Annotated in this window: 16 protein-coding genes and 1 tRNA gene; 12 read left to right on the plus strand and 5 right to left on the minus strand. The window is 65.3% G+C overall.

The genetic code is table 11. The features are described 5' to 3' along the window. Window positions 1-10: 10 nt before the first annotated feature. Window positions 11-331 (plus strand): WhiB family transcriptional regulator, encoded by a 321-nt coding sequence (locus tag NA5_RS10265; protein WP_084484010.1) that lies wholly within the window; start codon window positions 11-13, stop codon window positions 329-331. A gap of 155 nt (window positions 332-486) precedes the next feature. Here the strand turns inward: NA5_RS10265 and NA5_RS10270 are convergent, their stop codons facing one another. The 3 genes from NA5_RS10270 to NA5_RS10280 all read right to left on the minus strand — a co-directional run bounded on the left by NA5_RS10270 (window position 487) and on the right by NA5_RS10280 (window position 4,279). Further along, window positions 487-1,839: an ABC1 kinase family protein gene (locus NA5_RS10270; protein ID WP_371856390.1), complete on the minus strand. Its 1,353-nt coding sequence runs from the start codon at window positions 1,837-1,839 to the stop codon at window positions 487-489. Window positions 1,840-1,914: 75 nt separating this feature from the next. Next, a complete protein-coding gene (locus NA5_RS10275; RefSeq protein ID WP_062984424.1) occupies window positions 1,915-2,781 on the minus strand; it encodes a hypothetical protein in 867 nt (288 codons plus the stop codon). 88 nt (window positions 2,782-2,869) lie between these two features. Then, window positions 2,870-4,279, minus strand: a complete 1,410-nt coding sequence (locus NA5_RS10280; RefSeq protein WP_062984425.1) for a zinc-dependent metalloprotease — start codon at window positions 4,277-4,279, stop codon at window positions 2,870-2,872. 127 nt (window positions 4,280-4,406) lie between these two features. Between NA5_RS10280 and NA5_RS10285 the strand changes: the two genes are divergently transcribed. Next, complete coding sequence (locus tag NA5_RS10285) at window positions 4,407-5,432, plus strand: YlbL family protein (RefSeq protein WP_218020075.1); 1,026 nt, start codon at window positions 4,407-4,409, stop codon at window positions 5,430-5,432. Here NA5_RS10285 and NA5_RS10290 read toward each other — a convergent pair whose 3' ends face one another. After that, complete coding sequence (locus NA5_RS10290) at window positions 5,433-6,014, minus strand: PPA1309 family protein (protein WP_062984518.1); 582 nt, start codon at window positions 6,012-6,014, stop codon at window positions 5,433-5,435. A 200-nt stretch (window positions 6,015-6,214) separates the two neighbouring features. Here NA5_RS10290 and NA5_RS10295 point away from each other — a divergent pair, with 200 nt between their 5' ends. Further along, entirely contained in the window at window positions 6,215-9,217 is a 3,003-nt protein-coding gene (locus NA5_RS10295; protein ID WP_062984520.1) for a UPF0182 family protein, read from the plus strand. A 109-nt stretch (window positions 9,218-9,326) separates the two neighbouring features. Here NA5_RS10295 and NA5_RS10300 read toward each other — a convergent pair whose 3' ends face one another. After that, the gene (locus tag NA5_RS10300) at window positions 9,327-9,878 is read right to left on the minus strand and encodes a transglycosylase family protein (protein ID WP_062984427.1); all 552 of its coding nucleotides are present in this window, start codon (window positions 9,876-9,878) and stop codon (window positions 9,327-9,329) included. A 567-nt stretch (window positions 9,879-10,445) separates the two neighbouring features. On the opposite strand from NA5_RS10300, the gene NA5_RS10305 reads away from it, so the two are divergent. From NA5_RS10305 to NA5_RS10345, 9 genes are all read left to right on the plus strand, one after another. Then, window positions 10,446-10,519 (plus strand) — tRNA-Met (locus tag NA5_RS10305). A gap of 439 nt (window positions 10,520-10,958) precedes the next feature. Beyond that, window positions 10,959-12,533: an FAD-dependent monooxygenase gene (locus NA5_RS10310; protein WP_245672181.1), complete on the plus strand. Its 1,575-nt coding sequence runs from the start codon at window positions 10,959-10,961 to the stop codon at window positions 12,531-12,533. A gap of 261 nt (window positions 12,534-12,794) precedes the next feature. Then, window positions 12,795-13,667 (plus strand): hypothetical protein, encoded by an 873-nt coding sequence (locus NA5_RS10315; RefSeq protein WP_174555221.1) that lies wholly within the window; start codon window positions 12,795-12,797, stop codon window positions 13,665-13,667. Further along, window positions 13,657-17,835, plus strand: coding sequence for a caspase family protein (locus NA5_RS10320; RefSeq protein WP_157110320.1), 4,179 nt, complete (start codon window positions 13,657-13,659; stop codon window positions 17,833-17,835). Before NA5_RS10315 ends, NA5_RS10320 begins: the two co-directional genes overlap by 11 nt. A gap of 105 nt (window positions 17,836-17,940) precedes the next feature. Continuing rightward, the gene (locus tag NA5_RS10325) at window positions 17,941-18,255 is read left to right on the plus strand and encodes a putative quinol monooxygenase (protein WP_062984429.1); all 315 of its coding nucleotides are present in this window, start codon (window positions 17,941-17,943) and stop codon (window positions 18,253-18,255) included. A 315-nt stretch (window positions 18,256-18,570) separates the two neighbouring features. Next, complete coding sequence (locus NA5_RS10330) at window positions 18,571-20,763, plus strand: hypothetical protein (protein ID WP_062984431.1); 2,193 nt, start codon at window positions 18,571-18,573, stop codon at window positions 20,761-20,763. Window positions 20,764-20,936: 173 nt separating this feature from the next. Then, window positions 20,937-21,806, plus strand: coding sequence for a MurR/RpiR family transcriptional regulator (locus tag NA5_RS10335; protein WP_062984433.1), 870 nt, complete (start codon window positions 20,937-20,939; stop codon window positions 21,804-21,806). A gap of 41 nt (window positions 21,807-21,847) precedes the next feature. Continuing rightward, the gene (locus NA5_RS10340) at window positions 21,848-22,612 is read left to right on the plus strand and encodes an HAD family hydrolase (RefSeq protein WP_062984436.1); all 765 of its coding nucleotides are present in this window, start codon (window positions 21,848-21,850) and stop codon (window positions 22,610-22,612) included. Then, entirely contained in the window at window positions 22,609-24,954 is a 2,346-nt protein-coding gene (locus NA5_RS10345) for a glycoside hydrolase family 65 protein (RefSeq protein WP_062984438.1), read from the plus strand. Before NA5_RS10340 ends, NA5_RS10345 begins: the two co-directional genes overlap by 4 nt. Window positions 24,955-24,963 lie beyond the last annotated feature (9 nt).

Here is a 24,963-nt window from a genome sequence, read left to right on the forward strand (position 1 = left end):
GGAGAACGACGTGTTCACCGCAGAGAGGCCACAAGCCGCTACTGACGTGACATGCCGAACCGTGGCACGGCCCACCCGCCCCCGGGAGGTCACAAAGGTCCTGCCTTGTCGAGCCGGAGATCCCGATCTGTGGTTCGCCGAGAGCCCGGTCCAGTTGGAGCAGGCCAAGGCGCTGTGCGCGTCTTGCCCCATCCGAAAGGGCTGCTTGACCGCGGCCATGGATCGGCGCGAGCCGTGGGGTGTCTGGGGCGGTGAGATCTTCGACCAGGGTGTCGTGATCGCCCGCAAGCGCCCGCGTGGACGTCCACGCAAGGTCGCGATCTCGGCATGAGATCAGTGATTCCCCTCCCTCCGGTCGCTGAGGCCTATCCGGATACGGCCGAAGCCGTTCCGTGCGGGGCCCAGGAACGAGAAAGCAAACAAGCCGCTCACCGTGAGATCCGGTGGGCGGCTCGTTTGCGTTCTGGGCCAATCGCTTTCGGCTTTTCAGCTCGCGGAGCGCTCCTCGCGGAAGCCCGGCATCCAGGCCCGCACCAATTGCATGAACGGCAGTTCCGCATCGAGCTGGGCCAGGATGCCGACCGAACCGCCGAGCACGCGGAAGATCATCACGTACTGCGCGGGCAGTTGCAGTGCCCGCGCGGTCTTCATATCCGGACTGCCGATATCGGAGGCCTTACCGGCCACCCGCTGCATCCACTTGCGGGTGAAGTGGAACGAATCGGTCTGGATCGGGTCGGTGAACGGCCGCAGGTAGTCGGCGATCTCCTTATCGGTAATGGTCCGGCCCGGAATCACCCAGCCGTTGTCGTACATGAGCTCGACCAGTTCATCGAAGCGTTCGTCGAGTTCGAGGGCCAGCATCCGGCCGAGGACCTCCGGGAAGCCGTCCGGCATGGGCGCGCAGGCGCCGAAATCGATGACGGCAAGTTTGCCGTCGGGCAGCATCATGAAGTTGCCGGGATGCGGATCGGCATGCAGCAGGCCGACGGTCTCCGGTGAGGAGAAGTGGAATTTGCCCATCAATCCGGCGACCCGATTGCGCAGCGCACGGGTGCCCTCCGGATCCTCGGCCCCCTGCTTGATGATCTGTGAGACCGGGGTGCCGTCCAGCCATTCGGTCACGATCACCTTCGGGGCGCTGGCCACCACCTTCGGCACCACGATCTCCGGATGTCCGTCGAAGGCCTTGGCGAAGGCGCGCTGATTGGCGGCCTCATTGCGGTAGTCGAGTTCCTCCTCGGTGCGCTCGGTGATCTCGGCGAGCAGCGGCTTCACATCCGCGCCCGGAATCACCGAGCTGATCAGACCGGTCATCCGCGACAGTGTCTTGAGGTCGGCGCGCAGCGCTTCGTCGGCGCCCGGATACTGCACCTTCACCGCCACGGCCCGGCCGTCCGACCACACCGCCCTGTGCACCTGGCCGATGCTCGCTGACGCGGCGGGGGTGTCCTCGAAGGATTTGAAACGCTGCCGCCACTGGGTGCCGAGCTGCTGGTCCAGGACCCGGTGCACGGTCGCGGCGGGCATCGGCGGCGCGGCCGCCTGCAATTTGGTGAGTGCCTCGCGATAGTGCTCGCCGAATTCCTCGGGTACCGCGGCCTCCATGACGCTCAGCGCCTGACCGAACTTCATCGCACCGCCCTTGAGCTCCCCGAGCACAGTGAACAACTGCTCGGCGGCCTTTTGATTCAACTGGGCGTTGATCTCCCCCTTATCGCCACCGGCGAGCTTCTTACCGAACCCGACGGCGGCTCGTCCGGCGATACCCAGCGGAATCTTGGCTAACTTGGCATTGCGGGACGAGCGACGGCGCACGATCTCAGACACGTAACCCATCATGGCGGACAGACCCGTGCGATCGCCACGACAATCTTGATGTCTTTGCTTGGTGAACTGTAAGAATCGACACTCTCATTGACCGGTACCAGCGAAAATACGGCGGCATCCGCACCCATCGTGCGGTGGCCACTCGCGGCGCGAGATCCGGTGCGTATCGAGTTCGAGTTCGATCGTGGTGTTCATGGTGTCGAGCTGACGCTCGGCGGAACAGTGCATGATCGCTTCGAGTTCGCCGAGCAGCAAAGCCGCCGTGGCCAGGATCCCGGCCGGTGAGGCGTGCCCGACCCGGCCGAGCAATTGGCTCGCCAGCTGCGGCCACTCCGGGTCGTACTCGCAGCGGGTCAGATCGAGGCAGCGCAGACAGCTTGTCAGACCGGGGAAGACCAGCGGCCCGACGATGCCCTTGTTGCCATCGCGAATCCGGACCTGCAGATGTGGGATCCCGTGCAGCACCAGTTCATTGGCCAGGCGCGGTTCGATGACGAGCGAATCGGCCAGTACCACGAGTTCACCGTGCCAATCCAGCACTGAACTGTCGGCGCGGTAGCCACGTGACCGGATCGGCCGCAGCCCGAGCCGCCGCAACCCGGCCGCGACCGCATCCGAGAGCGGCCCGAGTCCGTGCACCCGCACCGAACGCACCCGCCCAAGGCGTGGATCCGGGTGCAGCAGCAGCCCCGCTTCGTCGACGCGATTCAGCAGTTCGGCCGCGTCCTCGGGATCGATGCCACATTCCCCGGCCCGCCAGATGACCTGCGGGCGACTGTGCATGCCGTCCAGCAGTCGCAGGAATGCCAGCACGGTATCGGTATCCAACGCGGTCCGATCCAGTAGCAGCGCCCGCTCCGGATCCCACCCCAACTGCACGACCCCGGACGACCGCACCAATACCGTCACCCGCGGCGCCAGCATCGGCCCGCACATCCGCCTCGTCGTCATGGCAGCAGTATGCGGATCGGGTCATCGGCGAATCAGTGCGAAACCCGCGGTAGTCCACAGGAATTCGCGCTTATCAACAGGACACGTCTCAGGACGCGTCGGTGTCCTTGCCGAGATCCGGACCAGATTCGCCGTCGCCCTTGGCGGCCTCACGTTCGGCCTTTTCGCGTGCCTCGGTTTCGGCCAATTGGGCCAGCGGATCGTCGAAGGCATCCACGCCGCCGCCGATCACAGAATCGATGAAGCCCGCAGGGGAGTCCAGATCATTCGAGTGCGGCAGCAGGTCCGGATGCGCCCAGATAGCGTCGCGGGCGTCGATGCCCGCATCGGCGGTGAGCCGCCGCCACAGCGCCGCCGCCTCGCGCAGCTTGCGGGGCCGCAGCTCGAGTCCGACCAGCGTGGCGAAGGTCTGCTCCGCCGGACCGCCGGTAGCACGGCGGCGGATCAGCGTTTCGGCGAGCGCACCGGCACCAGGCAGTCGATCACCGATCGCCTCGGTGACCACGACCTGCACCCAGCCCTCGATCAGTGCCAGCAGCGTCTCCAGCCGCTCCAGGGCCTGCTTCTGTTCCGGGGTGGTCTGCGGTTCGAATGCGCCCTGGGACAGGATCTCCTCGAGTTTCGAGGGATCGGTCAGCGACATCGGGTCGATATTCTGGGCCGCCGACTCGAGTGCGGAGAAGTCCATCTTGATGCCGCGCGCATAGTCCTCGACCGCGCCGAGCACCTGCTGACGCAGCCACGGCACATGTCCGAACAGGCGCTGGTGGGCGGCCTCGCGGGCCGCGAGGAAGACCAGGATCTCACTCTCCGACTGCTCGAGTCCGGCGCTGAACTCCGAGATGGCCGCGGGCAACAGCGCGGCGGTGCCGGTCGGGCCGAGCGGCAGGCCGATATCGGTGGAGGTCAGCACCTCCTTGGCGAGTTGGCCGAGCGCCTGCCCGAGCTGTGAGCCGAAGGCGAGTCCGCCCATTTGCCCGAGCATGCCGACCATGGGACCGGCGAACTCGCGCGCCTCCTCCGGCAACTGTGCGGTCCACATGCCGGAGATCTGTTCGGCCACCGGATCACACAGCCGCTTCCAGGTCGGAAGTGTCTCCTCGATCCAATCGTTGGCGGTCCAGGCCGCGGTTCTGGTGGCGCCCGCGGGCAGCGTGGTCGCGCCGTCCAGCCACAGTTCGGCCAGATGCGCGGCATCGGCAATGGCCTTGACCGTGCTATCGGAGACCGGCGTCACACTCGCGCCGAGCTGCTGGCGGGCCAATCGCTTGGCCACGTCGTAGTTGACCGGACCGGATTGCGCCGTACCGGGCTGACCCATCCCACTGAGCATCTGGCCGAGCGAGGTGAGCATCTGACCGAGCTGGGCCGGATCGAAACCGCCCGCGCCTGCCCCGCCGAAGCCGAACGGATCGTTCGCCCCGGCACCGCTCGGCTCGTCGCCGCGCTTGCGGTCGTCGTCATCGCGGTTCGAGAATCCGAAGGGGAGGTCACTCATACTCCAAACCTTACGCGCGCGGTGTAGGGGGTCGATGTTCGCGCGGCGCGAAATCCGCCGCGCGCGTACGCCGGAAAATATGCGCCTCGCACGACCCGGCGCGGCGGCGATCATTACTGTGGTCCAGGTGAATCGTCGGATCCTGACCCTGGTGGCCGCCCTGATCCCGGTGCTCGTCCTCGGTGTGGTGGGCAGTCTGCTCACTGTGCCCTTCGTCGCACTCGGGCCGGGACCCACGTTCAATACCCTCGGCTCGGTGGATGGCAAGCAGGTCGTCGACGTTCGCGGCGCCGAACTGGACCCGGTGACCGGGCATCTGAATATGACGACCGTCTCGGTCCGCGACGGACTCAATATCTTCGAGGCGTTCGGGTTCTGGGTCAGCGGTGAGCACGGACTTGTCCCACGTGCCGAGGTATACCCACCCGGCGTCCCGCGCGAGGAGATCGATAAGTCCAATCAGCAGGACTTCAAGGATTCCGAGGGCAATGCCGAGGTGGCGGCGCTGCACCTGCTGAACCTGCCGACGGTGGTGCTGGTGCGCAAGATCTCCGACGACGGCCCGGCCAAGGAGACGCTGAAGGCGGGCGACGAACTGGTCAGCATCAACGGCGCACCGATGACCGCCCCCAAGGATGTCGTCGCCGCGGTGTCTTCGCAGGCGCCCGGCGCTCAGATCACCGTGACCTACCGGCGCGAGAACACCGAGAACACCGCGACCATCACCCTGGCCGCCCGCCCCGACGATGCGAACAAGGGGTATCTCGGCCTGACCCCGACCGAGGGTGCGCGCCCGCCCATGGAGGTCTCGTTCAATCTCGCCGATATCGGTGGGCCGTCGGCCGGTCTCATGTTCAGTCTCGCGCTGATCGACAAGCTCACGCCGGGTGAACTGGACGGTGGCAAATTCGTCGCGGGTACCGGAACCATCGATCAGGACGGCAAGGTCGGCCCGATCGGCGGCATCCAGTACAAGATGATGGCCGCACGCGACGCCGGTGCGGAGACCTTCCTGGTCCCGGCCGCGAATTGCAATGAGGCCAAACAGCGCACCCCGGAGGGCCTGCGCCTGGTGAAGGTCGAAAACCTCAGCGGCGCAGTGCAATCCCTCAACGACATCAACGCCGGTCGGGAGACCGTCTCCTGCGGCTGATCACTCCATCGTGTGGTGCAGTGCCTCGATGAGGTTCGGCGCCAGATTCGGATAGGTGCGCAGGTCGAGATCGCCGAAGTCGTCGACATCGTCCTCGGGCTTGACCTGCAGCAGGCACAGATCCGCGCCGGTGCGCAGTACCGCGGCGAACAGCCGAGCCGTGCGCCGTCCCGGATGCGTCTCGGCCGCGGCGCGTGCGGCGGCGTCGGCGGCCTCGTGATCGGCGAGCAGCGGGGTGAGCGCATCGTCGAGGGTGCTCTCGGCATCCGGCGGCAGCACGACGATCTCCTGGACGAGCACGCAGCCGCTCACCGCATCGGGCCAACTGGTGGTCGCGAGGAATTCGTCGAGCGCCATCGATCCGCCGGTGATGTCCTCCGGGAAAGACTCCTGCGCAATGGGAGTCAGCTCGCTGCCCTGATCGAGCTGATCGAGCAATCCGGGCTCGGCCGCGACCAGATCGACGGTCGGCACCAGCGCGAACATCTGCGGCGGTCTGCCCCAACCCTCGGCATCGACGAATTCCGCCACTTCACGGACGGAACGGGCGAGGACGAGTTCGGCGTGCAGGTCTGGGGTCACATCGATATCCAATCAAACACTCGGAATCGACAGGTCGCGGCGTGCGCAATCGCAGACCGATCGCAACCCACCGGTCTGTACCCTCTCAGATTCCGTAGAGTGGGCCGAAACGGTCCGCTTTGGACCACCTGCAACATCGGACTGCGGTGTCACGGCCGAGAACATCGGTCGTGCGCCGCCGGACCTTGGAGAGTGGCATCGTGGGCATGCGGCCCCCCACCGGCTTACCTTCGTTGTCCCGACGCAGCCGAGTGCTGCTGGTGGCGGCCATCATCCTGGCGGCGCTGCTGCTGCTGGGACCGCGGCTGACCGACACCTATACGAACTGGTTGTGGTTCGGCGAGGTCGGTTTCCGCAGCGTCTATCTCACCGTATTGCGCACGCGGATCCTGTTGTTCATCGTTGTCGCGCTGTTCGTCGGTCTCGTCGTGTGGTTGGCATTGCTGCTGGCTTACCGGACCAGGCCGGTATTCGTGCCGGTGGCGGGGCCGAACGATCCGATCGCGCGCTACCGCACCACCGTGATGAGTCGGCTCAAGCTGTTCGGCATCGGTATTCCGCTGGTGCTCGGCGTGCTCTCCGGTCTGGTGGCGCAGTCGAATTGGGTCACCGTGCAGCTGTTCCTCAATGGCGACTCGTTCGGCCAGAAGGATCCGCAGTTCGGTCTCGACGTCGGGTTCTACGCCTTCGACCTGCCGTTCTACCGGATGGTGCTGAACTGGCTGTTCGTCGCGGTGGTTATCGCATTCTTCGCCAGCCTGGTGACCCACTACGTCTTCGGCGGCCTGCGCCTGACCGGCAGGGAGGGCACGCTGACCAGGCCCGCGCGCATCCAGCTCGCGGTGATCGCCGGAATCTTCGTGTTGCTCAAGGCGGTTGCCTACTGGTTCGACCGCTACGAGCTGCTGTCGAGCAGTCGTAAGGAGCCGACCTTCACCGGTGGTTCCTACACCGATATCAACGCCGTACTGCCCGCGAAGCTGATCCTGCTGTCCATCGCGGTGATCTGCGCGATCGCCTTCTTCGCCGGTATCGTGCTGCGCGATCTGCGGGTGCCCGCGATGGCGGCCGCACTGCTCGTGCTCTCCTCGGTCCTGGTCGGCGCGGTATGGCCGCTGGTGGTCGAGCAGTTCTCGGTGCGCCCGAACGCCGCCGACAAAGAGAGCGAATACATCGAACGCAATATCGCCGCGACCAGGCAGGCGTTCGGCATCACCTCGGACAAGATCGAGTACAAGGACTACAAGGGCGACAGTTCGAAGAGCCCGCTGGAAGTTCCGGTCGATGCGGCGACGATCGGCAATGCCCGTCTGCTGGACCCGAATATCTTGTCGCCCACCTTCACTCAGCTCAAGCAGCTGAAGAACTTCTACGGCTTCCCGGAGTCGCTGGATATCGACCGCTACACGCTCAACGGCGATACCCAGGACTACATCGTGGCCGCCCGCGAACTGCACCCCTCGGCACTGAGCGGTAACCAGACCGACTGGATCAACAAGCACACCGTCTACACCCACGGCAACGGCTTCGTCGCGGCGCCCGCCAACCGGGTCAACCGGCCGCAGTACGAGGACCCCAACGCCAATACCGGCGGCAGCAGCGACAGCGGCTACCCCATCTTCCTGGTCAGCGACCTGTTCAACTCGACCGACCAGCAGCAGATCAAGGTAGAGCAGCCGCGCATCTACTACGGCGAGCTGATCTCGCAGTCCAATCCGGACTACGCGATCGTCGGTGCCGTGAACGGTTCGCAGCCGCGCGAATACGATTCCGACACAGCGCAATTCACCTATAGCGGCAAGGGTGGCGTGTCGATCGGGAACTGGTTCAACCGGTTGGCCTTCGCGGCCAAGTACACCGAGCGCAATCTGTTGTTCTCCTCGGCCATCGGGGACAACTCCAAGATCATCTTCAACCGCAGCCCGCGCGAGCGGGTGCAGAAGGTGGCACCCTGGCTGACCACCGATGGCAACGCCTATCCGGCGGTCGTCAACGGCCGGATCCAGTGGATCGTCGACGCGTACACCACGCTGGACGACTACCCGTACGCGCAGACCACCTCGTTGGAGGGCGCCGTCGAGGACAGCATCGATAAGAAGACCGGAAGGCTGTTGCCGCGCAAGGAGGTCAGCTACATCCGCAACTCGGTGAAGGCCACCGTCGACGCCTACGACGGCACGGTGACCCTCTATGAGGTGGACCCGACCGACCCGGTGCTGAAGGCCTGGCGCGGTGTGTTCCCGGGCGCGGTCAAGCCGCAGAGCGAGATCTCACCGGAACTGCGCGCGCACTTCCGCTATCCCGAGGATCTGTTCAAGGTGCAGCGCGAAATGCTGACCAAGTACCACGTGGACAATCCGCGAGAGTTCTTCACCAACAACGCTTTCTGGTCGGTGCCGAGCGATCCGACCACCGAGGGCGGCACCTTCAATCAGCCGCCGTACTACGTGCTGCTGGGCGATGCGTCGGCGAACAATAAGCCGGTATTCAATCTGACCAGTGCGATGGTCGGCTATAACCGGCAGTTCCTGTCCGCCTATATTTCGGTGCGCTCGGATCCGGACGGCTACGGCAAATTCACGATCTTGCAATTGCCGACCGATACGCAGACCCAGGGTCCGCAGCAAACGCAGAACAGTATGACGACGGCACCGGAAGTCTCCAGTCAGAAAACATTGCTGTCGAACTCGAACAAGATCAGATATGGCAATCTGCTGACCTTGCCGATCGCCGACGGCGGAATCCTTTATGTGGAGCCGTTTTACAACGAGCGAAATACCGGGGCGGGCAGCTCCACCTTCCCGCAGCTGCTGCGGGTGCTGGTGAGCTATCGCGATGTGGCGGGCAGTGTGAAGGTCGGCTTCGCCTCCACCCTTGCCGATGCGCTGAATCAGGTGCTGCCCGGAACGGGCTCGCTGGCCACGCCGTTCGGCGGTGATCCGGCGAGCAGGCCGAAACCGGGTACCACGCCACCGACCGATCACGGCGCCACGCCGCCGACGCAGGGCACGACACCGCCGACACAGGGCACCACACCGCCGCCCGCGACCGGGTCCGGCGCCAAGGATGCCGCGGCCGCCGAGCTGAGCAAGAAGATCGAGAATGTGCGAAATGCCATGAAGTCCGGCAACTTCCAGGACTTCGGCAAGGCGCTGGAGGAACTGGACGCCGCGGTGAAGGCGTATCAGGACGCCGGTCGCTGATCCGACGAGAACGGCCCCGTCACCCGGTTTCGGGTGGCGGGGCCGTTCTCGTCGACGTCGAACCGACATCGACCTCGGCGCCGTTGCCGAGGGACGTCGGATTCCTACGTCAGCGACCGAACGAGTCGATCAGTGCACCGTTCTGGTCCAGCAGCTGCTGGTACTGGCCCTCCAGGCCGTTCTGCTTGGCCAGCTGGTAGCCCGCGGACTTGGCCTGCTCGATGGCGGACTTGACACTGGAGACCGGGGCGGGGGCAGCCTCGGGGGCGGCGGGCTCCGGCTCGACAACGGCCGGGGCAGGGCTCGGCTCGGACTCACCGGCGCGCAGGTACTGACCGCAGACCGGCCAGGCGCCCGCACCCTGGGTGGCGAGCACATTCTCGGCCACCCGGATCTGCTCTTCCTTGCTGGCGCTATTGGCGGAACCGTGGCCACCGTTGGCCGCCCAGGTGCTCTGCGAGAACTGCAGACCGCCGTAGTAGCCATTGCCGGTGTTGATACCCCAGTTGCCACCGCTTTCGCACTGCGCGACGCCGTCCCAATTGTGGGCCGGGGCGGCGGCCGCGGTGCCGGTGGAAAGACCGAACGGGACGGCAACGATTGCGCCGGTGACAGCGGCATAGCCGAGGGCGCGGGTGCTGAGCTTTCGGTGCTTCGACATGTTGTATTCCCTCCCTGCGCCCACCGCCCCCGGTAATGCAAAATGCCGAGTCCCTGCCCCCAGGTGTGTCGGGGATCCTCGAACCGCGGGACAGGGTCGCCGGTGTTCGGCGGTTCGAGTTCGAGCCCATCACGTTTGATCCGGGCCGTGGCTCGACGGTAACGAAGAAATCTCGGCAGATCACATCTTGATAACTTCGCCATTGCGTGATGCGAATAACCTGTATATCGGTATTTGCGCAGGTCGCCAATGCCCCGAGAATGGATTCCGGACGGTCGGTTATAGCATCGTTATGTGTTCGGGATCACTATGAAATAGTGGCTCAGGTCACGTTTGAAGCCATTGAATGACCGGCCTGTTGCGTTCTGAACGGCTTTCGTCACTGGATTCGCTCGGGTGCGGTCGAGTGGCTTCGGTGCATGCCCGCCACCGTCTCCGAAGGCGTCTGTGTGCCAACTCACCCCACCTGGCGTCTCCCGGCGTCCGGCGCGCTGACCAGTGCAAACCACCTGGAAGATAAGCGATTTGCCTTCCGTGCGTAGACGTGTGTAATGTTGTGTTTACCGACGCGGGGTGGAGCAGCTCGGTAGCTCGCTGGGCTCATAACCCAGAGGTCGCAGGTTCAAATCCTGTCCCCGCTACTAGGGAAACGGCCCGGAACACAAATGTTCCGGGCCGTTTTTCATTGATGCTCGAAGCGCGCATCCGGTACTTCGGTGCCTCCCGATCTGGTGCCGCTAACTGGCGCAAGCGCCGACCCCGGCGGCGTCGAGGAGCGTGCGGGCGGTCGCGACAGCCAACCCGTGGAGATCTCGCGCTTGCACGACCAACCGCGCGCTGGCCCCGTCGAATACGAGGGTCAGCTCTCGGGCGAGCAGCTCCGGCGCGTTCGGCCTCGTACCGGAAGAACGAGGTCAGCCCGTCCTTTTGGCGGCGGGCAACCAGGCTCGCCGAGTACCGCGCGCTGCGGCGAACTTGTCGCACCGCAGCTTTCCCTTCTCAACGTATAACGCACCAGGGGACTTGCGACAAGACCCGGGTCGTGCCGCAGAATCGCTGGCCGAGGCCAGACCTGCGGAGATGGGAAGTAACCGAATGCATGTGACCGACACCGATGTGATCATCGTGGGTGCGGGCCCGACCGGGCTGATGCTGGCCGCCGAGTTGCGACTGGCCGGGATGTGGCCGCTGGTATTGGAGCGCAAGCCGCAGCCCCGAAATATCCCGAAAGCCGGTGGTATCGGCGGGCAGATCCTGGAAATTCTGCGCTATCGCGGCCTGCTGGAACGCTGCGAAGCGGCCACCACCGATCCGATTCCGGCTCCCCGCTTTCCGTTCGGCGGTGTGCACGTGGACTTGACGCAGCTGCCGGATCCGCCGCTGCACGCGCTGCCACTGGCACAGCATCGACTCGAGCGTGTGCTCGACGAACGGGTCCGCGAACTCGGGGCGGACATCCGTCGCGGACATGAGGTGGTCGGGGTGAGCCAGGACGACGCCACGGTGACCGCGCAGGTGCGCGGGCCGGACGGGTCGTACCAGGTGAGCGCCCGGTACCTGGTGGGCTGCGACGGCGGACGCAGCAGGATCCGCGATATGGCGGGCATCGCATTTCCCGGTACCACATATCCGGAGGTCAACCGGCTGGTTCAGGTCGCCGTGCACGATTCGGTGACCGTGCTCGACAACGGCGACCTCGAGGTGCCGGGATTCGGCAGGATCCGTGCGGGATTCACGCGAACAGAGCGCGGTATGTTCGCGAACGGGTCGACCACTCCCGGACTGCTCGGTCTTTTCACCGCCGAGGAGGAGTCCACCGAATACGACGACGACGAACCGATGACCCTGTCCGAGTTCCAGGACAGCGTCCGCCGCGTGCTCGGCGCGGATCTACCACTGGGAGAACCGATTCGGTTGTCGCGCTTCACCTTCAAGGATCGGTTGGCCGAACGGTACCGCGCCGGGCGGATTCTGCTGGCCGGTGATGCGGCCCACCTGTTCCCCGCCACGGGTGTGGCGATCAACGCGGGCATGCTCGACACGGTCAACCTGGCCTGGAAACTGGCCGCCGACATCGAGGGCTGGGCACCGCAGGGTCTGCTCGACACCTACCACGACGAACGTCACTTCGCTGGCGCGCGGACACTGCTGCACACTCGGGCGCAGGTGGCATTGCGTCGGGGGCAAGACCCGGCCGCCGAAGCACTTCGGACGGTCTTCCAGGAACTGCTCCTCGACGAGCAGCCATTGCGGCGCGTCGGCGCCCTCATCGCGGGCACCGACATCCGCTACCCGCTCCCCAACCCCAACGAACACGCCTTGACCGGCACCTTCGCGCCCGACCTCGCGCTGCGCACCGAGCGGGGCACAGCCAGTGTCGCGGAACTCATGCACACCGCACGACCCATCCTGCTCGTCCTCGCCGACCGACCGGAGCTGCGCGAGATCGCTCGAGACTGGCAGCATCGCATCGAAATCCACACTGCCGAAACCGATTACCGTCCAGCCGACGCCCTGCTGATTCGCCCCGACGCTCACCTCGCCTGGGCCGCAACCATCGACGAACCCATCGACACAGCCGTGCCCGCGCTGCGCGAAGCACTGTCCGCCTGGTTCGGCGCACCCATGAAAACGCCGGTCGATCAGCGCTGCTGATCGTTTCCGGCGAGGTGAATCGGCGCTGCTCCCGCCAGTGGGAGCAGCGCCGACGCGCACCTGAATCGCCGAACGCCAGCTCGCCGTATTCGACCACTTGGCGGGCCGTTACATGGGTGGTTGTTCGCGTATTCGGATCGGGTACGCGGACCGCTCTGTTCGTGAATTCTCTTGTGACACGCAGGGTCCGACACATCCTGAAGCGCGATATTCTGACAATGGGTTCTCGACCGTAAGTTGGTTCGGAGAAGGGGGGCTCGGGTGGCGCCGGTGGTGTGTGTGCACGGGATCGGGGCACAGGTTTCGGGTGCGGAGCTGATGCTGACGGAGTGGTTGCCCGCATTGAACAGCGGGTTGTCGCTGGCCGGTACGGCACCGTTGACGCGGGCTGAGGTGGCGGCGGGGTTCTACGGTGATCTGTTCCGGCCGCCGGGGCAGTTCTTGTCGGTGGGCGAGCCGTGGTTCGGGCCCGGGGATGTCGACCCGGAGTGGGAGCAGGAACTGCTGGTTCATTGGTGGCAGGCGGCGGCGGAGGTCGATGCGGCGGTACGAATGCCCGGGGACACCAGTTTGGCGCGGACTCCGGTGCCGGTGCAGGCCATCCTGCACCAGTTGTCGCGGTCGAAATTCTTCGCCGGACTGGCGGTGCGGGTGCTGATCCGGGATCTGAAGCAGGTGCGCCGGTACCTGTTCGAACCCCCACTGCGCGAACAGATCCGGGGCCGAGTGCGGGCGGTGATCACCGAGGATACCGCGGTGGTGGTGGCGCATTCGCTGGGTTCCGTGGTGGCCTACGAAACGCTGTGCTCATCGCCGGATCATTCGGTGCGTGCGCTGGTGACGATCGGTTCTCCGTTGGGTATCCCGAACCTGATCTTCGATCGTCTCGAACCGTGCCCGGTCGACGGTATCGCCTCGTGGCCAGGAGGCCCTGGGCTGGTGTGGACCAATATCTCCGACGGCGGCGATATCGTCGCGTTGGTGAAGCGGCTCGATGGTCGGTTCGGTGACGGGTTCGCACAACGCGTGTGGGATAGCTTGGTGCACAATGGCGTTCATGCTCATAGTGCCGTTCCATATCTGACCGACGCGCTGACCGGCCGGGCGATCGCGGACGGTCTACGTGCGCACTGACCACCGCAGGGACGGGGGACCGCGGCGGTTTCTGATCGCGACCGCGGTCGCCGCGCATACCCAGGGACCGGGCTGGGATCGGCCCGGGTTGGAAGACGCGCGGGCGCAGATGATCGCCTTGTTCACCGAACAATTCGGCTACACCCTGGTCGATACGCTCGGGATGAACCCCACCTCTACCCAGTTGCTGAAGGCTTTGCGGAATTTCTGCAAGTCACCGGATCGGCGCGGTGATGACGTGGTCGCACTGTATTTCACCGGCCACGGTGAACGCCTGGACGCCACCGGCGAGCATGTGCTCGTGACCTCGGATACCGACCCCGACGACATCGAGGCAGCGGTGCCTACCGCGGACCTGGCGCGGCAGATGCTGTTCGGCACCGCGGTACGGCGCCTGCTGCTGATGCTCGACACCTGTTTCTCCGGTCAGGGCGGTGCGGACTTCGCTGCGGCGGTGCTGACGCGGTTCACGAACCACTGGCGTGAGGACAGCGGAACCGGAGTTGTGGTGTTCAGTTCCGCCCAACCCTCGCAGTTGGCACAAGCCGGTGTCTTTCCACAGCTGTTCCAGACCGCGGTCAAGTCACTGGCGGTCGCGGGCTACGGGCACGAAACACTCCCACTCGACGCGCTGATCACCGCGATCGGCGAGGACCCCAATCGCACACCCGGTCAAGATATCGAATGGACCCAGGTGCGCGTTGGCGGGCAGATCCCACCTTTTCTCCCGAACCCACGTCGTGACCCGCAGTTGACCGCGGTCGACCTGGCCTTGCAGCAGGCCAGCGCATGGGAAACCCATGCCAAGCGCCGCGATATCGAATTCCGCACCCGACTGCTGGTACGCGCGATGGGCAACTATGACAACAAAGGCTGGTGGTTCTGCGGACGCCACGCCGCCCTCACCGACATCACCCGCTGGCTCGACAACCCCGACCCGGCTCTCCCGTTGCTGGCGGTCACCGGGGACCCTGGCTCGGGAAAGACGGCGGTGCTGGGGTTGATCACCACACTGACCCACCCCGACTACTGGCGCACCGTACCAATCCACGCACTCGGCCTTCCAGCGCACGCGATCCCACCGACAGGCGCGGTGGACGTGGCGATCTACGCCCAGAACCTCACCGTGGATGAAGTGCGCGACGGAATCGCCGCGGCCGCGCATCTCTCCTGCGCCACCGTCGGTGAACTCATCGAGGCATTGGCGGGGCGGGCGCGGGTATTGACGGTGCTCATCGATGCGGTCGACGAGGCCGCCGACTCCGACCGGTTGACGCGAAAGCTGTTGCGGCCGTTGATCGACCACGCCGGTGCTCATTTGCGCTTGCTGATCGGCACCCGGCCGTATCTGCTCGGCAACCTCGGTACCGGCCGAGACCGCGCGATCGATCTGGACGCCCCCCGTTACGCCGACCGCCCGGCATTGACCACATATACGGTGCGTGGCCTGCTGGAAGCCGACCCCGACACTGTCTACCCAAGCCAGGAACCGGAGGTGATCCATGCGGTCGCCGACGCGGTCGCCGAACAAGCCGATACCTCGTTCCTGGTCGCCCGCATTGTGGCGGCCACTCTGTCCGCGGATCCCGAGATTCCCGATCCGGCCGATCATGCCTGGCGGAGCAGCCTGCCCGCCGTTGCGGGCGATGCCATGCACCACGATCTGCGATCCCGCCTGCGTGAGGAGGCGGATCGTGCACGAGATCTATTGCGTCCCTTGGCCTTCGCGCAAGGGCAGGGTTTACCGTGGGAAGACCTGTGGGCGCCACTGGCTTCCCGCATCGCCGGGACGAGCTACAGCGATCATGATCTGATGTGGTTGCGCCGCCATGCCAGCTCCTACGTCGTCGAAGCCATCGAAGCCGGTCGTTCCGCCTACCGCCTGTACCACCAAGCCCTCGCTGAGCACCTCACCGACAACCTCGATCCTGACACCGTTCACGCCCGCTTCGTCGATGTCCTGTGCCACCGTGTCCCGATCACCGCCGATGGCCACCGGGACTGGTCACGGGCGCATCCCTATACCCTGCGTCACCTGGCCACTCATGCCGCACAGGCGGGACTGGTCGATGTGCTGATCACCGACATGGATTACCTCGTGCACGCTGAACCGGCCACCTTGTTGGCCGCCCTGCACACCGTAACCACCGACACCGCACGCCTCACCCGCGCCATTTACCGTTGCTCCGCCGCCCACCACCGCACGCTGTCCCCGGCTCGGCGCCGCCAGATCCTGGCCATCGACGCCGCCCGCTTCCATGCCACTGCCCAACAGCGCCAACTCAACCGCACGCTGACCTGGCCGTGCCGATGGGCCACCGGCAACCTCACCCACTCCGCCCTCCGCGCGACTATCACCGGCCATACGGACGTGGTGACCGCGGTGGCCTGCACGAGTATCGATGGCCACGCCGTCGCCGTCACCGGGGGCCGCGATAACGCGGTGCGGGTGTGGGATTTGGGCACCGGTATCGAGCGCACGGTCCTGACCGGACACACCGACTGGGTGAATGCGGTGGCCTGCACCAGCATTGACGGGTGCCCCGTCGTTGTCGCCACCAGTCACGACAACACAGCGCGCGTCTGGGATTTGAGCACAGGTGCCGAAGGAGCCGTGCTCAGCGGCCATACCAATTCGGTGACCGCCGTGGCCTGCGCGAATATCGAAGACCAACCCGTCGCAGTCACCACCAGTCACGACAACACGGTGCGGGTGTGGGATTTGAATACCGGTGCCGAGCGCTTTGTCCTCAGCGGCCATACCAATTCGGTGACTGCCGTGGCCTGCGCGAATATCGACGACCACGCCGTCGCCGTCACCGCAGGCCGGGACAGGACGGTGCGGGTGTGGGATTTGGACACGGGTGCCGAGCGCGCGGTCCTGACCGGTCACACCGACTGGGTGAGTGCGGTGGCTTGCACCAGTATCGACGGTCGCCCGGTGGCTATCACCACCGCCAATGACAACACCGTGCGGGTGTGGGATTTGCGTACCGGCGCCGAATACGCCGTTCTCACCGGACACACCAACTGGGCGAGTGCCGTTGTCTGTACCAGTGTCGACGGTCGCCCGGTGGCCGTCACCACCAGCTACGACTACTCGGTGCGGGTGTGGGATCTGGGTACCGGTACCGAGCGCACGGCACTGACCGGTCACACGAATTGGGTGAGTTCGGTGGCGTGCACCAGCATTGGCGGTCGCCCGGTGGCTGTCACCACCAGCTGGGACAAAACGGTGCGGGTCTGGGAGCTCGACGCCTCGCGATATGAGCGGCAGATAACCGGCCACACCAACTGGGTGGTCGGCGCGGCCATCGAATCCCTTTCAGGATCGACAGTCGCTGTCACGACCAGCCGCGACAGGACGGTACGGGTATGGGATTTGGGCACCGGGGTCGAGCGCGCAGTTCTCACCGGTCACGCCCACTGGGTGAGTGCCGTCGCGTGCAGCAGCGTCGATGGTTGCCCGGTGGCCGTTACTACGAGCCGTGACGACACGGTGCGCGTATGGGATTTGCGTACGGGTGTCGAGCGCGCGGTACTGATCGGTCACACCCACTGGGTGAGTGCGGTGGCGTGCACCAGTCTCGACGGTCGCCCGGTGGCCGTCACAACCAGCCGCGATAGGACAGCGCGGGTGTGGGATTTGCGTACCGGTGTCGAGCGCGCGGTCCTGATCGGCCATACCCATTCGGTGAGTGCGGTGGCGTGCACCAGCGTCCACGGTCACCCGGTGGCCGTCACCACAAGTCACGACAGGACGGTTGGGCTGTGGGATCTGGGCACTGGAGAACGGGTCGTGCTGACCGGACACACGCAGTCGGTAAATGCGGTGGCCTGCACCAGCATTGACGGTCAACCGTGCGCTGTCACTACCGGTCATGACCGGACGGTCCGGGTGTGGGATCTGGGCGCCGGTGTCGAGCGCGCGGTCTTGACCGGGCACACCCAGTCGGTGAGTGCGGTGGCCTGCACCAGCCTCGACGGTCGCCCGGTGGCCGTCACTGCGAGCCACGACAGCACAGTGCGGATATGGGACCTCACAACCATGTCCGCCACGACGGTCATCAACTGCCCGAGTCCGCAGCCGCTCGTCGCTGTGGGCCCGGATGCCGAAATTCTGCTCGGTCTGGGCAACGACGTCGCCGTTCTCTCCCGCCAGCCCTGACCTTCATCAGACCATGCCTGCGCGGCCGGATGTGTTGGCGCTGAAGGGGAAACGGCGTTCGAAGAGCCACATCGGATCCGGCGCCCGTTCCGGTACCGTAACGATATGTATGCGCTGGTAGTGAAGTTGTATCTCCACACCGCAGCTGATGCAGCCGCTTTCGATCGCCTTGTCGCCGACACCGTGGCGGCCATTGCCGAACACGAGCCGCACACAGTGCTGTACGTGGCACATACCGTCGAGGGCGAACCGCTGTCGCGTGTCATCTACGAGGTGTATCGCGACCGTGACGCATTCGAGGAACACCAGCGGCAGCCACATCTTCGGAATTTCCTGGAGCAGCGCAACAACTACGTCGCATCGGCCCGCGTCGAGTTCCTGGCACCGACGACGTCGAAGGGTTTGCCCGCTACGCCCTGAGTGCCGAGCCATACCACGCCATCGTCGGTCGATGGCAGCGACGCGCGGAATCCCAGCGGATCCCGCATTAGTGGCGCGCGTGCTCCAAGAGCGGAAATCCTTGGGCGCCTGTGGAACCGGCGTCGAGACGATCTCGGATGATGTCACCCGTTCCCTGGCCAAGTGGACGGTAGATGAACAATCGGTTTCTTAAAAGTGTTGCCACGCAACAATAGTTGCGTCATGCTGAGGGGTATGGCCAGACGGTCGAAGAGGCGGCCGGTCCGGCCGAGGTGGGGATCCGAGGATCCGAAGGGCTGCTGTCCGCGCCCTGTCATGTCCCATGCAATTCGTTGGCGGCGGCGCGTCGGCTGGGTGCTGGCCGTCACCTTCGTCCTATTTGTCTTTCCCGGGCTCGTCGGCGCGGTGGCCAATGCGCAATATCTGGCCGCGGCGACCGGCAGCGGTGTCTCCGAAATCGACGGCCTGAGCTGGATGCATATCCGAGACTCGTACGGGGTGCCGCTGGCGAACTACGCCTTCGCGACCGACCACGGCGGGGTGCTCGACCCGGGCTCGACCATCCTGTGGGCGATCCTCGGCTTCGAATTCATCGGCTATATCGCCATCGTGACGACCGCGATCTGGTTGATCGGCAATGCGCTGAGCTTCCAGTGGCTCAACATGTTCGGCTCGGCATTGACCGGCGTCGCGGACCGGCTGACCGGTCAGATCGCGACGCCGATGCTGCTGATCACCGCCGCGACGATCGGCGCGTTCTGCGTCGCCTGGTTCTGGTTGCGTGGCTATCACGCCAAGGCGGTGCTGCAGATCGCCACGATGCTCGGGGTCGCGGTGCTCGGGCCGGTATTCCTGGCCGAGCCGCTCGGCGATGTGCTGTCCTCGGACGGATTGCTCGCCAAGGGAAGGGATTTGGGACTCTCGGTGGCCGCCGGACTGAACGGCAACAACAACCCGAATCCGAACCAACTGGTGACGACCATGCAGCGCGACCTGGCGGACAACTTCGCCCGCCGTCCGGTGCAGGTATGGAATTTCGGGCATGTGGTCGACGAGCAACCGGCGTGTCGGTCGGTCTGGTCCGCGGGGATGACCGCGGGTGACGACGAACGGGTCCGCAAGGGCATGCAGGGCTGCGGTGATTCCGCTGCCTACGCCAAGGCCCAGAATCCGTCCATGGGGCAGGTCGGTACCGGGCTGATGCTGTTGATCTGCGGCGGCATCCTGTTGGTCTTCGCGGTGGTGCTCGGCATCAGGGTCATCAAGGCCGCGCTGGACACGATCTACCACGGTTTCATGTCGATATTCGGTTTCGCCGCAGGCGGATTCATCTACGGACCGACGCAGACCTTTCTGGTCCGCAATCTCGTCGACGGCATTGTCGCCGCTGGCCGGATGACCGCCTACACCATCTTCCTCGGCATCTACGTGCTGTTCATGGGCAATCTATTCGCGCAGGCGAAGGGGCAGACCATGGCGGTGATCGTCATCGCGGGCACCGTCGAGATCGTCGCCATCTCCCAGCTCAAACGCCTGAGCCGCAGCCTCAGCCGGGGCAATGACTGGATCGCCAACCGGTTCGCGCTCGCCGTGCAGGGGTCTGGTGCGCGCCCCGGCGGTGCAGGTGGCGGGGGATCGGCACTCGGCATGGGTGATGCTCGGGCCGGTGGTTCGCTGCACGGCGGGCTGATGTCCGGGATGGGCATGCTGAACACGATCAATTCCTCGCCCGCGACCGCGTGGCTCCTCGGGGCCACGGTGGGCCCGTTGAACCCGCTGTCGCGCAGGAAGAAGCGGATGGATCTCAACAACATCGCCGCCTCGCCGATGGCGCGGCAATTGCAGGAGTACAACCACGCTGCCCGCGGGAACTGGCGGGTCAAGGCCGCCGGGCGGTTGGACGGAATCGATGGCGGAATCAGGTCCGCTCTCGGTGTCCAAAATGTTCTGGATGGTCTGGGCGACAGCAAGGTCCCGGACTCGATGATCGCTCCGGTTATGCTGGCGATGGGTGCGACCGATCAGCAGGTCATCGATGCCCAGCGCGCGTTGGCCGTCCAGAAGGCCAGCATGAAAGACTACAACCCGAACGGCTTCGCGCCCCTACAGAAGGCGCTCGCCGCGGGGTACGCGGTGGAAAACCACCAAGACGCCGCTGCGCTCCCGGCATTCGCGGGGCAGGCCGTGGTCGCCGCGGACAACTTCGTGCGGCACTCCACCGCACCGATGAACCCGAACGTGGTAGATCACCAGTTCGCGCAGCGGGTCATGAACAGCAACGAACATCAGCTCAGAGCCATCACCCCGGACGAATGGCGCAACGTCGGGCGCGATACTCGCCAACACATCGGACGGCAACTGGCGCTCCAGCACCAGAATGCGGCCACGAACTACTACCACAATCAGAACGACGCGGGTCTTCTTCAAGAGTTGCAACGGTCGAACCGGCGTCTGGCCAACTTCAACAGCCTCGATCCGGATAGCGGACCCAACCCGTGGTCTTCGTAGGCGCGCGGGTGTGGTCCGGGCTCCGGATGCGGAACCTGATCTCATGGCAAGGGGACCCATTCGCATAGCTCCCGAAAACTGGTAGAAACCTGTGGGTTGAACGTGATTGCCCGTGGGCACTAGAACCAGACGGGCCGTCAGTTATGGTGACGGCCTATCGTTCGAGTACCCGAATGATCGCGAGGCTCACCGTGCGGGACAGCGCTCCCACTACCTATCAGGAACTGCGCGCCGTGCTACAGCAGCGCCTACCCGAACTGGCCGAGGGCCAACAGCGCATAGCCAGGCTGGTATTGGACGATCCGGAGGGAACCGCATTCCGCAGCATCGGCCAGAGCGCCGAACTCGCGGGTGTGCACCGTTCCTCGCTGGTGCGTTTCGCCACCATGCTCGGCCTACCCGGCTATCCCGGCCTGGTCGAGCTTTGCCGCAGACAACTCGCCGCCGAGGCGTATCTGGTGCGTAGACCCGCCGATGCGCCGCCGCCGAGCTCCAACGACGAATTCTTCACCGCGATAACCGAATACGACACGAACAATATGTCCCGGACCTTCGCCCGGATCGATCGCGGCGACTGGGACCGGGCGGTCGAGACCCTGGCGCATGCCTCGACCGTGCACGTCATCGGGCTGCGGCGCTGCCTCGCGATCGCTTATGCCGCCACCTACCAGCTGCAGATGGTGCGCCATCGGGTCCGCCAGCTCGGGGCGACCGCCCGGGTGCTGACCGACGAACTGCGCGATATCGAACCCGGCGACGCACTCGTCGCGGTGTCGATCCGGCGTTACAGCAGTGACACCGTGCGCGCGGTCGAGGCGGCGCGCCGCCGTGGCGCGACCACCATCGCCCTCACCGATGACGCGTCCTCGCCGCTGGCTCGCATCGCGGATGTCACCTTCTACGTCGGAACCGGTTCCCTCACCGTGCTGCGCTCACTCACCGCCTTCACCGGACTGGTCCACGCCCTGGTCACCGCCGTCGCGCTGCGCGTGGAATCAGTGGGCACCGATACCGACATTCTCGACGATCAATTGCTCGACTAGTCGCGCCGTTTGCCGGTGCCATCCTCGGGTACCGCTTGGATATGACGCCCAGTCATGATCTCCGGGAGCTCGGATTGCCCGAGCCGATCTCGGTGGCGCTGTTCGACCTCGACGGTGTGTTGACCGATACCGCGGCGGTGCATCGGCGGGCGTGGAAGGCGGTCTTCGACGAGTTTCTGGCTGGACGCAGCCCCGGCCCGTTCCACCCGTTCACCGAATCGGACTATCTGGGCTACGTGGACGGCCGCTCGCGGGCCGATGGTATTCGCGAGTTCTTGAAGTCGCGCGGGATCACGCTGCCGGAGGGGGAACCCGATGCGGCGGAGGGGGAGCCGACCGTGCATGGCCTCGGCAACCGGAAGAACCGGCTGCTCCTGTCGTTCCTCGAACGCGACGGTGTGCACGTCTATCCAGGATCGCTGGCTTATCTGCACGCGACGCGCGCGGCTGGGTTGCGAACGGGTGTGGTGACCGCGTCGGCGAATGCCCACGAGGTGTTGGCGGTCGCGGATCTGACCCGGTTCGTCGATGTGTGCATCGACGGAGTCGAAATCGCCAGTCGCGGCCTGCGCGGCAAACCGGCGCCGGACGCATTTCTAGCGGCTGCGCAGGCACTGGACGTCAAGCCGGAACAGGCCGCGGCCTTCGAGGACGCCATCGCGGGGGTGCGGGCCGGTCGGGCCGGTGAGTTCGGGTATGTGGTCGGCGTCGATCGAGTGCGCGACGGCACACAGGCCGAGGCATTGCGCCGGGCCGGGGCGGATGTGGTCGTCACCGATCTGTCCGAGCTCGGGCCACCACGATGACCACCGACTGCCGTGGCTTCGAGATCGCGCCATGGCACTTGCGTTGGTGCGGATTGGATCTCGAGGCATTGCACCGCACCGAGTCGATCTTCGCGCTCGCCAACGGACATCTCGGGCTGCGCGGTACTTTGGAGGAGGGGGAGCCGGTCGGCAAGCCGGGCACTTACCTCAACGGATTCTACGAGAAGCGCCAATTGCCTTATGCCGAAGCGGGATACGGCTATCCGGAGGAGGGCCAGACCGTCGTCAATGTGACCGACGGGAAGATCATTCGGCTGCTCGTCGAGGACGAGCCGATGGATATGCGTTACGGCAAGGCCGTCGAACACGAACGCGTGCTGGACTTCCGGTCTGGCACACTGCGGCGCAGCACGGTCTGGACTTCGCCGACGGGACGGTGCGTGCGCATCCGCTCGGAGCGACTGGTGTCCTTCACCGAACGCGCCCTGGCCGCGATCCGCTACGAGGTCGAACCGCTCGATGACGATCTAGAGCTGGTCATCCAATCGGACCTGCTCGCCAATGAACCGGCTCCGACCTCGCACGGCGATCCGCGGCTCGCCGCCGCATTGGACCGCCCTCTGGTCGCGGACTTCTGCGCTGCCCATGATTTCGCCGCTGTGCTCGCCCACCACACCAGGCGATCCGGGTTGCGCATGGCCGCGGCCATGGACCACGAACTCGAGGTCGACGCGACCCCGCGGTGCAGTATGCACACCGAGGAAGATCTGGCGCGCTTGACGATCGCGGTCGATGTCGCGAAGGGCGAGTGCGTGCGATTGACGAAGTATCTCGGCTACGGATGGTCGAGTCGGCGCTCGGTACCCGCGCTACGGGCCCAGGTGGATGCGGCATTGGCTGCCGGTCTGGAGACCGGTTGGGATACGTTGCTGGCCCGCCAGCGCTCCTATCTGGACAACTTCTGGTCCACCGCCGATATCGAGATCGACGGGGATCCGGAACTGCAGCAAGCCGTCCGATTCGCGCTGTTCCATGTCCTGCAGGCGGGTGCACGCGGTGAGACCCGCGCGATACCGTCCAAGGGGCTGACCGGGCCGGGCTATGACGGGCATTCATTCTGGGACACAGAGACTTTCGTATTGCCGGTGTTGACATACACGGTGCCGGTGGCCGCGGGCGATGCGCTGCGTTGGCGGCACGCCACCCTCGATGGGGCTCGTCGGCGCGCACGCGAACTCGGCCACACCGGAGCGATGTTCCCGTGGCGCTCCATCAATGGTGACGAGGGATCCGGCTATTGGCCGACCGGCACAGCTGCGGTGCACGTCAATGCCGATATCGCCGATGCGGTGGTCCGATATCTCGCCGCGACCGGCGATGAGCACTTCGAAAGAGGGTGCGGTGTAGAGCTTTTGGTGGAGACCGCGCGGTCGTGGGTGAGCCAGGGGCACTACGACACAGCGGGGAACTTCCGGATAGACGGCGTGACGGGTCCCGATGAATACTCCGCACTCGCCGATAACAACCTCTATACGAACCTGATGGCGCAGCGGAACCTGGACGAAGCCGCCGAAGCCTGTGTGCGCCAGCCGGATATCGCCGAGCAGTTGGCGGTCGATGCCGAGGAGATCCGCGGCTGGCGCGACCGCGCCAAATGCATGTTCCTGCCCTATAACGAGGAACTCGGGGTCCACGAGCAGTCCGAGGGCTTCACCGACCATGCCCGCTGGGACTTCGCCGCGACTCCGCGCGAAAAGTATCCGCTGATGCTGCATTACCCGTACTTCGATCTGTATCGCAGGCAGGTCGTCAAACAGGCCGACCTCACCTTGGCAATGTACTTGTGCCCCAAGGCTTTCACCCCGGAGCAGAAGGCGCGCAACTTCGATTATTACGAGGCTTTGACCGTTCGCGACTCCTCGCTGTCGGCCGCTGCCCAGTCCGTTATGGCCGCCGAGGTCGGCCACCTCTCGCTCGCCTTCGACTATTTCGCCGAAGCCGCACTGACCGACCTGCACGATCTGCACCACAATGTCGCCAACGGCCTACATATGGCCTCACTCGCCGGAGCGTGGCTCTGCTGCGTTTTCGGTTTCGGCGGCATGCGCGACCACGGTGGTGAATTGAGTTTCGCACCACGACTTCCCGCGAATATCGAACGCTTGGCCTTCCGAATCATCTGGCGCGGCAATGGCATAGCCGTCGAGATCAACGCCGATTCGGCGACTTATCGACTGCTGTCCGGAGATTCGTTCGTCCTGCGCCATCACGGCCGCGTCACAACGCTCGGCGATGTCGCCGTGACGCTGCCGATCCCGCGGCAATCCGATCGACCCGAGCCATCGCTACCCGAGGGGCGGGCGCCATCCCGGCGCGGGTAGCGGTACGAA

It is taken from the genome of Nocardia anaemiae NBRC 100462, assembly GCF_001612725.1.
Taxonomy (GTDB): Bacteria; Actinomycetota; Actinomycetes; order Mycobacteriales; family Mycobacteriaceae; genus Nocardia; species Nocardia anaemiae.